At 71.7% G+C, this 12,975-nt stretch carries 15 protein-coding genes and 3 tRNA genes; 6 read left to right on the top strand and 12 right to left on the bottom strand.

From position 1 onward, the window contains the following. Positions 1 to 164: 164 nt before the first annotated feature. Positions 165 to 1,004, bottom strand: a complete 840-nt coding sequence (locus tag U5M74_RS15810) for a protein NO VEIN domain-containing protein (RefSeq protein ID WP_410909879.1) — start codon at positions 1,002 to 1,004, stop codon at positions 165 to 167. Positions 1,005 to 1,197: 193 nt separating this feature from the next. Here U5M74_RS15810 and U5M74_RS15805 point away from each other — a divergent pair, with 193 nt between their 5' ends. After that, positions 1,198 to 1,476, top strand: a complete 279-nt coding sequence (locus U5M74_RS15805) for a hypothetical protein (protein WP_410909878.1) — start codon at positions 1,198 to 1,200, stop codon at positions 1,474 to 1,476. A gap of 330 nt (positions 1,477 to 1,806) precedes the next feature. Beyond that, positions 1,807 to 2,121, top strand: coding sequence for a hypothetical protein (locus U5M74_RS15800; protein WP_410909877.1), 315 nt, complete (start codon positions 1,807 to 1,809; stop codon positions 2,119 to 2,121). A 145-nt stretch (positions 2,122 to 2,266) separates the two neighbouring features. Here the strand turns inward: U5M74_RS15800 and U5M74_RS15795 are convergent, their stop codons facing one another. The 6 genes from U5M74_RS15795 to U5M74_RS15770 all read right to left on the bottom strand — a co-directional run bounded on the left by U5M74_RS15795 (position 2,267) and on the right by U5M74_RS15770 (position 6,898). Further along, positions 2,267 to 2,578 (bottom strand): DUF3140 domain-containing protein, encoded by a 312-nt coding sequence (locus tag U5M74_RS15795; protein ID WP_410909876.1) that lies wholly within the window; start codon positions 2,576 to 2,578, stop codon positions 2,267 to 2,269. After that, the gene (locus U5M74_RS15790) at positions 2,575 to 2,793 is read right to left on the bottom strand and encodes a DUF2945 domain-containing protein (protein ID WP_410909875.1); all 219 of its coding nucleotides are present in this window, start codon (positions 2,791 to 2,793) and stop codon (positions 2,575 to 2,577) included. Before U5M74_RS15790 ends, U5M74_RS15795 begins: the two co-directional genes overlap by 4 nt. 163 nt (positions 2,794 to 2,956) lie before the next feature. Next, positions 2,957 to 4,228 carry a tyrosine-type recombinase/integrase gene (locus U5M74_RS15785; protein WP_410909874.1) on the bottom strand — a complete coding sequence of 424 codons (1,272 nt, stop codon included), beginning with the start codon at positions 4,226 to 4,228 and terminating at the stop codon, positions 2,957 to 2,959. A gap of 181 nt (positions 4,229 to 4,409) precedes the next feature. Next, positions 4,410 to 5,813, bottom strand: coding sequence for a dihydrolipoyl dehydrogenase (lpdA, locus tag U5M74_RS15780; protein WP_410909873.1), 1,404 nt, complete (start codon positions 5,811 to 5,813; stop codon positions 4,410 to 4,412). A 57-nt stretch (positions 5,814 to 5,870) separates the two neighbouring features. Beyond that, a complete protein-coding gene (locus U5M74_RS15775) occupies positions 5,871 to 6,410 on the bottom strand; it encodes a DUF1697 domain-containing protein (RefSeq protein WP_410909872.1) in 540 nt (179 codons plus the stop codon). Further along, on the bottom strand, positions 6,407 to 6,898 hold the full coding sequence (locus tag U5M74_RS15770; protein ID WP_410909871.1) for an anthrone oxygenase family protein: 492 nt from the start codon (positions 6,896 to 6,898) through the stop codon (positions 6,407 to 6,409). The genes U5M74_RS15775 and U5M74_RS15770 overlap by 4 nt, the downstream gene beginning before the upstream one ends. A gap of 128 nt (positions 6,899 to 7,026) precedes the next feature. On the opposite strand from U5M74_RS15770, the gene U5M74_RS15765 reads away from it, so the two are divergent. Then, the gene (locus U5M74_RS15765) at positions 7,027 to 7,890 is read left to right on the top strand and encodes an LLM class flavin-dependent oxidoreductase (protein WP_410909870.1); all 864 of its coding nucleotides are present in this window, start codon (positions 7,027 to 7,029) and stop codon (positions 7,888 to 7,890) included. Positions 7,891 to 8,036: 146 nt separating this feature from the next. Here U5M74_RS15765 and leuD read toward each other — a convergent pair whose 3' ends face one another. After that, positions 8,037 to 8,684 (bottom strand): 3-isopropylmalate dehydratase small subunit, encoded by a 648-nt coding sequence (gene leuD / locus U5M74_RS15760; protein ID WP_410909869.1) that lies wholly within the window; start codon positions 8,682 to 8,684, stop codon positions 8,037 to 8,039. A 26-nt stretch (positions 8,685 to 8,710) separates the two neighbouring features. After that, the gene (gene leuC / locus U5M74_RS15755) at positions 8,711 to 10,186 is read right to left on the bottom strand and encodes a 3-isopropylmalate dehydratase large subunit (protein WP_410909868.1); all 1,476 of its coding nucleotides are present in this window, start codon (positions 10,184 to 10,186) and stop codon (positions 8,711 to 8,713) included. Between the two features lie 72 nt (positions 10,187 to 10,258). Here leuC and U5M74_RS15750 point away from each other — a divergent pair, with 72 nt between their 5' ends. Beyond that, complete coding sequence (locus U5M74_RS15750) at positions 10,259 to 10,978, top strand: IclR family transcriptional regulator (RefSeq protein ID WP_069982023.1); 720 nt, start codon at positions 10,259 to 10,261, stop codon at positions 10,976 to 10,978. Between the two features lie 118 nt (positions 10,979 to 11,096). Further along, positions 11,097 to 11,261 (top strand): hypothetical protein, encoded by a 165-nt coding sequence (locus U5M74_RS15745; RefSeq protein ID WP_410909867.1) that lies wholly within the window; start codon positions 11,097 to 11,099, stop codon positions 11,259 to 11,261. A 99-nt stretch (positions 11,262 to 11,360) separates the two neighbouring features. On the opposite strand, the gene U5M74_RS15740 is transcribed toward U5M74_RS15745, so the two are convergent. From U5M74_RS15740 to U5M74_RS15730, 3 genes are all read right to left on the bottom strand, one after another. Beyond that, a tRNA-Glu gene (locus U5M74_RS15740) sits at positions 11,361 to 11,433 on the bottom strand. 60 nt (positions 11,434 to 11,493) lie between these two features. Then, positions 11,494 to 11,566: transfer RNA gene (locus U5M74_RS15735), tRNA-Glu, on the bottom strand. Between the two features lie 64 nt (positions 11,567 to 11,630). Then, positions 11,631 to 11,702: transfer RNA gene (locus tag U5M74_RS15730), tRNA-Gln, on the bottom strand. Between the two features lie 171 nt (positions 11,703 to 11,873). Here U5M74_RS15730 and U5M74_RS15725 point away from each other — a divergent pair. Continuing rightward, positions 11,874 to 12,947, top strand: a complete 1,074-nt coding sequence (locus tag U5M74_RS15725; protein ID WP_410909866.1) for a YeiH family protein — start codon at positions 11,874 to 11,876, stop codon at positions 12,945 to 12,947. The last annotated feature ends 28 nt before the right edge of the window (positions 12,948 to 12,975 follow it).

Here is a 12,975-nt window from a genome sequence, read left to right as displayed (position 1 = left end):
CTCTCTCGCTACGCTCAGAGCGGGTGGCTGTCGTCACTCGTTGGCTGTCGCGGAGAGCCCGTCGGCCGCCTTAAAGACGTCAATGCCAGCTACACGGTCGGCAGACCCAGGCGTCCACGTCGGCGGCTCGGCCGCTGTGCCGATAGATCGGGGTGGCACCGCGGTCAGATGCCACCTTCGGTCGCGTACCTATAGCTCAGCGGTGCCAGCGCGGCCTCGTCGAGATGCCATGGTGTCGTCACCACCAGTTCGCCACCGGACGCGACTACCCGACCGCCAGACCGCTCCAGATCGATCCGCCGCACGATCGCGAGGGCGTTATTCGGGTACGCAGCGCGGTGCAGTTCGACCTCGTTCTTGGTCAGGATTATGGCGTCCCCGCCACTCGTGGTTCCCTTGACTTCGACGTACAGATGCTCTTCGTCACGTCGGCAATCAAGGTCGTAAGACTTAAATGCACCCACATCAGCGACCTGAAAGCCGAGCGACTCGAAGTAGTCCGTGGCGACACGAACGGCGCGCTCTTCGATGGCTCGGCGGTCGGTTGCCGACATGAGAAGGCTACGGCGAGGACGTCGTCCAGCAGCTTCATCGGCCATGACTTCGGCGTCAGCGATTTCCTGCGCTTCTGGGCCGCCAAGCGCGTAGCGGATCCCGGCGAACGAGGGGTTCCCGCCGCGGCGCGGCGACGGCGACGCGACTACGGCTCCACCATGCAAGGCGCATGCCCGAAGGTGGCTGTCAGCGTTGATGCCGGGCGTGAGCACGTTGATGGCTCGAGGGTCGGCGTAAAGCGTGCACTCAACCCCACCAATCACGGCCTTCATCGCCACACGCGGCGGGACTGTCGCCAACGGTTCATTCAGCGGACGCAGTGACTCGGCAACATCAACTCCAAAGGTGGCCTCGAGCGTTGCCATCACCGCGGCGGCCGCCACGCTGTACCCAGCCCTGGCCGGCACAAGTGTCTGGGCGTCCCCTAGCGAATCGAATGTCACGACCACGGCGCTCACGGTACCGCCGTCGGGTTGACACGAAGGGACCTCGGCACGCACGCGCAGCGCCAGTGCAAAGACCGCTTCGCCCAACGGCAGGTCGAGAACCTGAGCACCCGACCTATCGGGGCTGGGCAACAGCCCACGCCACGGATCCAGAGCATCCCAGCCAGCGTCACCAGCTCGGCGTACTGTCCGGCCCGTGACCCTCTTCAACGTGACGGCCGACTTCGAGGCCGGCGCTCACGCCAGCGACCTGGACGACGACGTCGAAGCTCTCAAGGACCTCCACGTCGCAATCTTCGAGGACGCCCATCGCGCTCGTTCCTACACCCTCACTCTCGACGCCCCTAACGCGTGGAGCGCCACGGAGACGGCCATGGCCCGCCTCGCCGAAGTCGGCGCGGCTCCGTCACGCCTCCTCGCGCTGGACGTCCTCACGACGGCCGCCTTTGACGCCCGGGAGGGCTTCGACGCGTGACGACACTTCGCAGCACCTTCCGCGATCTCACCCCCGGCTTCACGCCGCAAGCGCGCAGGGCGCCTTCCTGGCGGTGCAGGAGGCCGAGGCGCGGGGCGCCGACGACAACGAGCGCGCGGCGATCCTGAAGGCGTACGCGTACGCCTGGGAGCGTCTGGACGCTTGGCTTCACGACCAGAGCGGCGAGCCGTACACGCCCCCGAACTTGCCCGGCACGCCGCCGCCTGACTAGGTCCCCACGGAGTACTCAAGCGCGACGCCCTGGAACAGTTGCGGGTCCCCGGCGTCCCGTGGCTGCTTCAGGTCGAGCACCTAATGGATCATGACGCCATGCGGCAGGGCACTCGGTTGTGGAGACGGACCGTCAAGGATGTCGTCGCACTGCTCAACGACCTCGATCCCTACGAGCTCGAGCCGGGTAAACCCGATGGCGCGCCGGTCGACGAGTACGACCTGGAGGCAGCGCCCATCGCGCTGCGCCTGCTTCGGGACGGGAGGATCGACGTCGAGCAGATCGACGCGATCTGGCTCCAGTGGTTCGGCGAGCGACTTAGCACCGTCATCGGTCCTGAACCGATGAGCCAACTCATCGCCAATCTCAACGCCCTCGTTGAGCCAAGGGCACCGTCCGCCGAGACGCGCTAAGAGGTCATCGTCTCGCTCCTCCCGCTCGCGGGGGTCGAACGGCCTACGCAGCCGCAAAACTAGAGGCTACGCAGACTCCCACGCGTAGCTACGCGGCTGCTGCAGCCGCAAGTCGCGTGTCCCACAACCTAGCCACGCCCGCGGTTCAGTCCTTGAGCGGGTCGTGTCCCCAGTTCATCAGGGAGTAGCGCCACCTCGTGTCCTTGACGTCCCCGTCCGGACGCTGGGCGAGGTGCCGGTGCACATACCCGACCACCTTGCGCATGTGCGCTTCGTCGTCGTCGGTCAGGTCGCCCTTCTTCTTGCGCAGCAGCTCCACGATCCGCCGGCCGGACTCGTGGCCGACCGACTCGCCGCCGTCGTCGGACTGGCCCACCGACTTTGACTCGTCGGTCTCCAACCACCGCTCCAGCTCGCTCGCCGTCATGTTCACGGCCTCGTCGAACTCGTCGCTCACTTGTCGTCCTCCAGCGCGGACGGCTTGTGCACCGCGTCCTTGCCGCTCTTGTCGCTGCGCACGCGGTACTGCGGATCGTCCTTCGACGCCCGCACCGTCCGGCCCGCCGCCGCGGTGTCCTTAGTGATCTCCTCGACCACCTCGCCGTGCACTGTCTGCCCGTGGCTGGACCACGTGACCTCGTCGCCCTTGTGGAACTTCTCCTCATCACCCATGAACCGAGCGTGTGCCGTACGGCCACGCCCCGCACGGCGGTCGGCGACGGGCGCCTGTGGTCCCGCCCCACAGGGCGGGACCACAGGCGCCCGGTTTGCGAGGGAGCCACGCGGCCCGCGGCTTGGGCTACCTACGCAGATCCCCACGCGCACATGCGGCGTTTCACCGAGCCCGCCGGATCTCGTCGACGACCGTCGCGCTCATCCGCGCGGCGAGCTCGACGTCCCGCGCCATCGTCGCCTTCTGGTAGCGCAGCACCACATGGATGTCGGCGTGCCCGCCGCGTCGCATGAGCTCGGCGAGCGTGGCTCCCTCCTGGGCGAACCGCGTCAGGCCGGTGTGCCGCAGGTCGTGGAACCGGTAGCCCTCCGGCAGCCCGGCGACGAGCACCCGGCGTTCCACCCAGACGAGGTTCCAGGTGGACACGGGCATGTGCTCGAGCCCCCTCGCGACCTTGGGCACGACCGGTGCGGTTCGCGCCTCGGCGACCCGCTCGTCGAGGTGCTCGCGCAGCCGGTCGATCATGAGCGGCGGGACGGCCATCGACCGGACGCCCTGCGCGGACTTCGGGTCGGTGAGGTCGCCGGTGGAGCCGTTCTTCTGGCGCCGCACGTAGAGCGTCGCGGCCGTGCGATCGACGTTCCAGACGATGTCCCGTCTCTGCAGGCCGAGCACCTCGCCGCGCCGCAGCTGGCACCACGCGGCGAAGAGGACGGCGACGCTCCACGGCTGCGGGACCGCCGCGTACAGCTCCTCGACCTGGGTCGGGGTGGCGACGTCGTCCTCGGGCGTGTGGTCCTGGTCATGGCGGACCGACTTCCTGGCCGGCGTCGCCACATCCGGCATCGCGGCGAGCACGCCGTCGCGCACGGCGGCCCGCAAAATCATCTTCAGCACGTCGACCGCGTCGCCGGCGATGCCGTTCTGCTTCGCGTTCGGACGAATCCGTGACGGCAGGGCGACGAGGCGCTTGGTGAGCGCGCGGACCACCTCGGTGTCGATGTCGCGGACCCTGGTGTCGCCGAGCGGCTCGAGCAGGTAGTTGACGACCCGGCCGCGGTACATGAGCACGGTGCCGGGCTTGCGCATACGCCCTCCCTTGCCCGGCTCGGACTCGATGCGTTCGAGCCAGCGCTCGACGTACTCCCGGAACGTGACGTCGCGCAGCGCCGCGACCTTGGCCTCCTCCTGACACCGGCGGGCGATCGCGTCCGGCGGCTCCCACTCCCCCCGGCCGATCGTCTCGTGCACCCGGTTGAGCCACGCCCGCGCGTCACCCTTGGTGAGGAACGTCAGCGCCTTGTCCTCCGGGGTCCGCGCCGAGTACGCGATGCCGTCGGGTCCGGTGTAGCGGGCCTGCCACCGCTTCGAGGGAAGCCGCCGCAGGCTCCCCCACGCCTCGCGACGCTGCCGCGCCGCCTTGTCCTCAGCCATGTCTCTGCCTCCTGGTCGTGCCCGTCGTGCCACCCGCGTGCCATAGCGGATGGGTTCTCCGGGCCCCTCCTGTCCCTAGGTGTCCGCGACACCCCGAGACACAAAGAGGCCCGGACCTGCGGTTTTCCGCAGATCCGGGCCTCTGACCAGGCTGCCGGCGAGTGCCGGCAAACGCCATCAACTAGAAGTTGATCATGTGCCCCGCGATGCCGTGGATGGCCTCCTGGAGGGCCTCCGACAGCGTCGGGTGCGTGTGCACGTTGCGGGCGACCTCGTCGGCCGTGAGATCCCACTTGGCGGCCAGGGTCAGCTCGGGCAGCAGCTCCGAGACGTCCGGGCCGATCATGTGGGCGCCGAGCAGCTCGTTGTACTTGGCGTCCGCGACGACCTTGACGAAGCCGACCGGCTCGCCCAGGCCGTGCGCCTTGCCGTTGGCCATGAACGGGAACGAGGCGACCTTGACGTCGTAGCCCTCGTCCTTCGCCTGCTGCTCGGTGAGGCCGAACGAGGCGACCTGCGGGAGGCAGAACGTGGCGCGCGGCATCATCCGGTAGTCGCCCAGCGTCATGGTCTCGGCGCCGGCGATGGTCTCGGCGGCCACGACGCCCTGCGCCTCGGCCACGTGGGCCAGCATGAGCTTGGCGGTCACGTCGCCGATGGCGTAGACGCCCGGCACGTTGGTGCGCATGTGGTCGTCGATCTCGATCGCGCCGCGCTCGGTGAGCTGCACGCCGGTGTTCTCGAGGCCGTAGTCCTCGACGTTCGGCGCGAAGCCGACCGCCATGAGCACCTTGTCGACGACGAGCTCGCCCGGCTTGTCGTCCTTGACACCCTTGTAGGAGACGGTCACCGAGGTGCCGTCGTCCTTGACGGTCTGGACAGCGGTGGAGGTGAGGACCTTGATGCCGAGCTTCTTGTACTGCTTGGCGATCTCCTTGGAGACGTCCGCGTCCTCGTTCGGCAGCGCACGGTCGAGGAACTCGATGATCGTGACGTCCACGCCGTAGTTCTTCATGACGTAGCCGAACTCCATGCCGATGGCGCCGGCGCCCACGATGGCGACCGACTTCGGCAGCTCGCGCGTCATGATCTGCTTCTCGTACGTCACGACGTTCTCGCTGAGCTCGACGCCCGGCAGCAGGCGCACCTTCGAGCCCGTCGCGATGATGACGTTGTCGAACGTGACCGTCTCGGTCCCGCCGGAGTTCAGGGTCACCTCGATGGTCTTGGCGTCCTTGAAGACACCCCGGCCGTCGTACTCGGTGACCTTGTTCTTCTTCATGAGGAAGTGGACGCCCTTGGTGCGGCCGTCGGCGACCTCGCGCGAGCGGTCCCACGCCTTGCCGAAGTCGAACGTCACGTCGCCCGACATGCCGAACTGGTCGGCCTGGTGGGTGAAGATGTGCGCCATCTCCGCGTTGCGCAGCAGCGCCTTGGAGGGGATGCAGCCGACGTTGAGGCAGACACCACCCCAGTACTTCTGCTCGATGATGGCCACGGACTTGCCGAGCTGGGCGGCACGGATGGCGGCGACGTAGCCGCCGGGGCCGGCTCCGAGGAGCACGACGTCATAGTGGGAAGCCATGGCGCCCAGCCTATTCTCAACGCAAGGCCGCCGTGGCGTGAGGTGCGTTACTGGCTCCTACCGGTCCTGTGCGAGCGCGTCGCGCAGCCGCAGCACGGTGCGCCAGGTGCGCGACGACACCCCGGTGCCGTAGGCCTTCTCCAGCCACGTCATCACGTCGGCCGACCGCACCGTGGTGTCGGTGACGCTGAAGACGGCGCCGTGCGCGGCGCCGACGACGCGGTAGGCGACGCCGTCGGGCGCCGGCACCGGCGGCGCGGCCCACCGCGCCCGGTCCTGGACGAACGTGACCAGCAGGTACGACGTCGGACCGTGCTCCAGGCCGGCGAACGGGTCCGCCGCGACGAGGCGGTCGACCTCCGCGCGGCTGCGCACGATCGACGTGCTGGCGAAGCCCAGCTGCTCCGGCCACGCCGCCTCGAGCCGCGCCTCGACCTCCTCGGCGGCCGCGTCGCTGTCGAACACGAGGTTGCCGCTCGAGATCACGGTGCGCACGTCCCGCAGCCCGACGCCCTCGGCGACGCGCCGCAGGTTGGCGTTGCGCATGGCCGGGTTCGACGGCGCGATGCCGCGCAGCAGGCCGACGTACCGGGTCACGCCGCGCCCCCCGCCGTGACGAGCGCGACGACGAACAGCGCCGCGGCGACGGCGCCGCCGGCCGTGCGGACGTGGTTCCACGCCGCCCACCCGGGTCGGTAGGCCCACCACGCCCGCGCGAGCGCCTCGTCCTGCGCGGGCGTGGCGGCCAGGGCGGTGTTCCGCGGCACGTTCGCCGCGGCGGTGACGCCGACGACCGTCACGAGGTAGACCGCGGCGCCCGCGACCGCCCACCCGGCGCCGCCCGAGCCGTCGACGACGGCCACGACCGCGACGACGACGCCCAGCAGCGCCGTCCCGAACAGCACGACCATGAGCGGCGGGCGCGTCGCGGTGACGTTGATCGACCGCATCGCCCGGGCGGCCGCGGGCGCCGGCAGCAGCTCGAGCCCCTGCAGCACGAAGCCCGAGAACGCGAAGAACACGCCCGCCGCGAGGCCGGCGCCGACGGCGGCGAGGGCGAGCAGGACGACGACGAGGGTCTCCATGGGCGCCAGTCTCACAGCACGTCGCGGGCCGCGACATCACCCGCCGCCGGCGCCTCGCAGCGTGTCGGCGTCGTGTCGGCGGCGGCTCGTAGCCTGGTGCGTGCCTGACGACGACGAAGGGACGGACGATGCGGTTCGGATTCGTGGGGAGCTACGGCTCGCCGGAGCAGCAGGTGCGGCTGGCGCGCGAGGCGGAGGAGCACGGCTGGGACGGCTTCTTCAGCTGGGACGGCGTGAGCCTCGACGAGGAGGGCTTCGACGCCCACCCGACGTGGGACCCGTTCTCGTTGCTGGCCGCGGTGGCGGCGGTGACCGAGCGGATCACGCTGGGCGCCCTGGTCTTCGCCCTTCCCCGGCGCCGCCCGTGGGAGCTGGCCCAGCAGGTGCTGACCGTCGACCACCTGTCCGGCGGGCGCCTCGTGCTGCCGGTCGGCGTGGGCGTGCCGACGGACCAGGCGTTCACGTCGGTGCCCGGTCAGCCGGTCACCCTGCGCGAGCGCGCGCAGCTGCTCGACGAGGTGCTGGGCTGGCTGGAGCGGTCCTGGGCCGGCGAGAAGTTCGACTACGACGGCGAGCTGGTCAAGACCGGCGCGTTCCGGTTCCCCGAGCCGCCGGTGCGCGGCCGCGTGCCCGTGTGGCCCGTGGGGGTGTGGGACGCCGAGCGCCCGCCGCTCAAGAGCCTGGAGCGCGCGCTGCGCTGGGACGGCATCGTGCCGCAGGTGCGCGGGGAGTCGCCGGAGGACGCCGAGGCGGACGCCCGCGCCATCCGCGAGCTCACCGACTGGATCGCCGAGCGGCGCGGGCCGGACGCCGGGCCGTTCGAGGTCGCCTACCAGGGCCGCCTCGATGCCGACCCGCAGGTCGCCGCCGAGCAGGCCCGCGAGCTGGCCGACGCGGGCGCGACGTGGTGGCTCGAGTCGTGGTGGGACCCGACCACGACGACGCCCGAGGCGCTGCTGGAGAAGGTGCGCCAGGGGCCGCCGCGGCTCTGAGGTCCGCGCGCGCCGCGACGACGCCGCGACCGGCCGGTGTGGCGGCCGGCTGCGCGGCCAAGGAGCCCCGCCCGCGGACGCGGAAGGGCCCGGCTGCCGATCGGCAGCCGGGCCCTGGGTCCCGACACTCGCAGGGTGGGGACGTCTCAGGCCGTGCGCCCCACCGGCCGGGCCGGCTCGACGGGCACGGACGGCAGGTGCTTGGCGGGCAGCGTCCGGGGGCGCCACGCCTCGCGCTGCGTCTCGAAGGCCGCGATCTCGTCCTCGCGCTGCAGCGTGAGGCCGATGTCGTCGAGTCCCTCCATGAGGCGCCAGCGGGTGTAGTCGTCGATCTGGAACGGCACCGTGACGTCGTCGGCGTGCACGGTGCGCGCCTCGAGGTCGACGGTCACCTCGGTGCCCGGCTTGGTCTCGAGGATCTTCCAGAGCAGCTCGATGTCCTCCTGCGCCACGACGCCGGCCACGAGGCCCTGCTTGCCCGAGTTGCCGCGGAAGATGTCCGCGAACCGGGAGGCGAGCACGACCCTGAAGCCGTAGTCCTTGAGCGCCCACACGGCGTGCTCGCGCGAGGACCCGGTGCCGAAGTCGGGGCCGGCCACGAGGACCGAGCCGCTGCGGTAGGCGTCCTGGTTGAGCACGAACGACGGGTCGCCGCGCCAGGCGGCGAACAGCGCGTCCTCGAACCCGGTGCGGGTGATCCGCTTGAGGTAGACGGCGGGGATGATCTGGTCGGTGTCGACGTTGCTGCGGCGCAGCGGCACCCCGACGCCCGTGTGGCTGACGAACTTCTCCATGGCGATGACTCCTGGGGCGGGGGCGGTCAGACGAGCGACGGGGCGGCCAGCGGCGACAGCGGCGAGCCGTCGAACGTGGTGAGGTCGACGTCGGCGGGCAGGTCGAGGTCGGCGACGGAGGACAGCGTGCCGCGCACGGCCGTGGCCGCGGCGACCAGCGGCGAGACCAGGTGGGTGCGCCCGCCCTTGCCCTGCCGGCCCTCGAAGTTGCGGTTCGACGTCGACGCCGACCGCTCCCCCGGCGCGAGCTGGTCGGGGTTCATGCCGAGGCACATCGAGCACCCGGCGTTGCGCCACTCGGCGCCGAACTCCTTGAACACGACGTCCAGCCCCTCGGCCTCGGCCTGCAGGCGCACGCGGGCCGACGACGGCACGACCAGCACGCGGACGTTCTCGGCCTTGGTGCGGCCCTGCAGCACCTTGGCCACCGAGCGCAGGTCCTCGATGCGGCCGTTCGTGCACGAGCCGATGAAGACGGTGTCCACCGCGATGTCGCGCAGCGGCGTGCCCGGCGTCAGGCCCATGTACTCGATGGCGCGCTCGGCCGTGACGCGCTCGTTCTCGTCGGCGATCTCCTCCGGCACGGGCACGCTCGCGGACAGCGGCAGGCCCTGGCCGGGGTTGGTGCCCCACGTGACGAAGGGCTCGAGGTCGGCCGCCTCGAGCACGACCTCGGCGTCGAACGTCGCGTCGTCGTCGGTGCGCAGCGTCCTCCAGTACTCCACGGCCGCGTCCCAGTCGGCGCCCTCCGGCGCGTGCGGGCGGCCCTTGAGGTACTCGAACGTGGTCTCGTCCGGCGCGATCATGCCGGCGCGGGCGCCGGCCTCGATCGACATGTTGCAGATGGTCATCCGCGCCTCCATCGACAGGGAGCGGATGGCCTCGCCGCGGTACTCGAGCACGTAGCCCTGCCCGCCGCCGGTGCCGATCTTGGCGATGATCGCCAGGATGATGTCCTTGCTCGTCGTGCCGGGCGGCAACTGGCCGTTGACGGTGATGGCCATCGTCTTGAACGGCGCGAGCGGCAGCGTCTGGGTGGCCAGCACGTGCTCCACCTCGGAGGTGCCGATGCCGAACGCCAGGGCGCCGAAGGCGCCGTGCGTCGAGGTGTGCGAGTCGCCGCAGACGACGGTGAGACCGGGCATCGTCAGGCCCAGCTGCGGTCCCACCTGGTGGACGATCCCCTGGTCGGAGTCGCCCAGGGAGTGCAGGCGGATGCCGAACTCCTTGGCGTTCTTGCGCAGCTGGTCGATCTGCGTGCGGCTGGTGACGTCGGCGATCGGCAGGTCGATGTCGAGCGTCGGGGTGTTGTGGTCCTCGGTCGCGATCGTGAGGTCGGGGCGGCGCACCGGCCGCCCGGCCAGCCGCAGGCCCTCGAAGGCCTGCGGGCTCGTGACCTCGTGCAGCAGGTGGAGATCGATGTAGAGGAGGTCGGGCTCGCCGTTGGAACCACGGCGCACCAGGTGCGCCTGCCAGACCTTCTCCGCCAGCGTGCCGGCCATGTGCTCGTCTCCTTCTCGGGGCTCTGTGCCGCCGACTTGCAATCTCAGCACCTGAGACGGCAATATCGACTTATGGACGATACTAGCGGAGTCGGCGTGCTGGACAAGGCCGCGTCCGTGCTGGGCGCGCTCGAGGCCGGGCCCGCCACGCTGGCGCAGCTCGTGGCCTCGACGGGTCTCGCGCGACCGACCGCGCACCGCCTCGCCGTGGCCCTCGAGCACCACCGGCTGGTCGCGCGCGACATGCAGGGCCGGTTCATCCTCGGACCGCGCCTCAACGAGCTCGCCACCGCGGCGGGCGAGGACCGCCTGCTCGCGGCGGCCAACCCGGTGCTCATCGCGCTGCGCGACCACACCGGCGAGAGCGCGCAGCTCTACCGCCGCCAGGGCGACCACCGCGTCTGCGTCGCGGCCGCCGAGCGGCCCGTCGGCCTGCGCGACTCGATCCCGGTGGGCGCCACCCTCACCATGCATGCCGGCTCCGCCGCCCAGGTGCTGCTGGCGTGGGAGGAGCCGGACCGCCTGCACCGCGGCCTGCGCGAGGCCGTGTTCACCGCCACGATCCTGTCCGGCGTCCGGCGCCGCGGGTGGGCGCAGTCGGTGTCCGAGCGCGAGCTCGGCGTCGCCAGCGTGTCCGCCCCGGTGCGCGGGCCCTCGGGCAAGGTCGTCGCCGCGGTGTCGGTCTCCGGCCCGGTCGAGCGCCTCACGCGCCAGCCCGGCCGCCTGCACTCCGCCGCCGTCGTCGCGGCCGCCAACCGGCTCACCGAGGTGCTGCGCCGCGCCGGGGAATGACCCCGACCCCCGTCCCACCGGTCACTACAGTGCAGGTCGGGCGCGCCGCGGCGCGCCCGACCGCAGACCCCGCCCGACCGGCCGGCACACCGGCCCGGCCCGACACCGAGAGGACCCGATGCGCAGGACCAGGACCGTCGTCGTCTGGCTCGTGGTGATCTTCCTGATCTACGCCGTCGTGACGAGCCCGGACCGGTCGGCCGACGTCGTCGAGGCGATCTGGGACGTCGTCACGACCGCGTTCGAGCGCATCGTGGACCTCGTCGCCGGCCTCTTCGACTGACCTCGCCGCGCGGCGCCTCCCTGCGCCACGCCTCCGCCGTCGTCGACGGCACCCCGGGAACGACGAAGGCCCGGTCCTGGTGGACCGGGCCTTCTGCTGTACCCCCAGCGGGATTTGAACCCGCGTTACCGCCGTGAGAGGGCGGCGTCCTAGGCCGCTAGACGATAGGGGCTAGAACTGTGGCTCCGAAGAGCCGGTGCGTCGCCGCACCGTTGCCGGTGCGGCAGCTGCGTACCCCCAGCGGGATTTGAACCCGCGTTACCGCCGTGAGAGGGCGGCGTCCTAGGCCACTAGACGATAGGGGCTTGACGTCGGTCCGTCGCCGGACCTGCCGTGAGAACTCTAGCCGATGCCGGCCGGTGCTCTGCGCTGGGGTACCAGGACTCGAACCTAGACTAAGTGAACCAGAATCACTCGTGCTGCCAATTACACCATACCCCATGGTGGTGGACCTTTCGGGACAAATCCGACGCCGCCGGGGCGCCGTCCCGAAGGGGCCAACGGCAGAGAACATTACCCGACGATCGGCCCTGCCTCCAAAACCGCGCAGGTGAGCGCAGCGTGGCGTGCGACACGCCCACCGGTGGCCCGCTCCGCGAGAGGGTGGGCACCGTGACCCGCCTGCCCGGACTGCTCCTGTGCGCCGCCGCCACGGTGGCGCTGCTCGCCCTCGCCCCGCTGACGCCCGCCGTCTCCCCGCTCGTCCTGGCCCTCGTCCTCGGCGCCGCCGTCGGGACCGCCGCGGGCGCCGCGGGCCGGCGCTCCCTCGCGGCCGGGCGACGCTGGGCAGCCTTCGCCCCCGGCACCGCCGTCGTCGCCAGGCGGGTGCTGCGGATCGGCATCGTGCTGCTGGGCCTGCGCCTGTCCGTGCCCGACGTGCTCGCGCTGGGCTGGCGCGGGCTGGTGGTCATGGCGGGCACGCTGGCGGTGACGTTCGCGGGCACCCTGCTGCTCGGCCGGCGCCTGGGCACCACCCGCGACGAGTCGCTGCTCGTGGCCACGGGCTTCGCCGTCTGCGGCGCCGCGGCGGTGTCCGCGATGACGGGCGTGCTGGAGCGGGGCCGGCCCAGGGAGACGCCGCACGAGCGGGCGGAGCGGGACCGGGCGCTGCGCGACGCCGTCGCCGCCGCGCTCGCGCTCGTCACCGCCTACGGCACGCTCGCGATCGTCGCGCTGCCGCCGCTGGCGCGGCTGCTGGGGCTCGACGACGCCCAGGCCGGGCTGTGGATCGGCGCGAGCGTCCAGGAGGTCGCCCAGGTGGTCGCCGCGGCGGGCGCGGTGTCGACGACGGCGCTGGCCACCGCGACCGTGGCGAAGCTCGCGCGCGTGGTGCTGCTGGCGCCGCTGGTGGCGGGCGTCGGCACGGTGCTCGGCCGGCGGGACGCCCGGGCGGCCGGGCCGCGCGACGGGGACGCCGGCGCGCGGCGGCCGGCCCCCGTCCCGCTGTTCGTGGCGGGGTTCCTGGCGGCCGTGGCCGTGCGGTCGCTCGGCGTGCTGCCGGAGCCGGTGCTCGCGGCGGCGGACACGGTCACCACGGTGCTGTTCGTCGCCGCGATGTTCGCGCTCGGCCTGGGCGTGGACGTGCCGCGGCTGCTGCGCACGGGCCGCCGCACGCTGCTGCTCGGCGGGCTGGCGGCCCTGCTGACCATCGTGACCGGCCTCGTGCTGGTGCTGCTGCTCGGCTGAGCCTCCCGAAGCCCCACGAGGGGGCCAG

The organism is Puerhibacterium sp. TATVAM-FAB25 (assembly GCF_046535855.1).
Lineage (GTDB): Bacteria > Actinomycetota > Actinomycetes > Actinomycetales > Cellulomonadaceae > Puerhibacterium > Puerhibacterium variabilis_A.
Note: the sequence above shows the minus strand (reverse complement) of the source record. Positions and strands in the feature narration are given on the sequence as shown.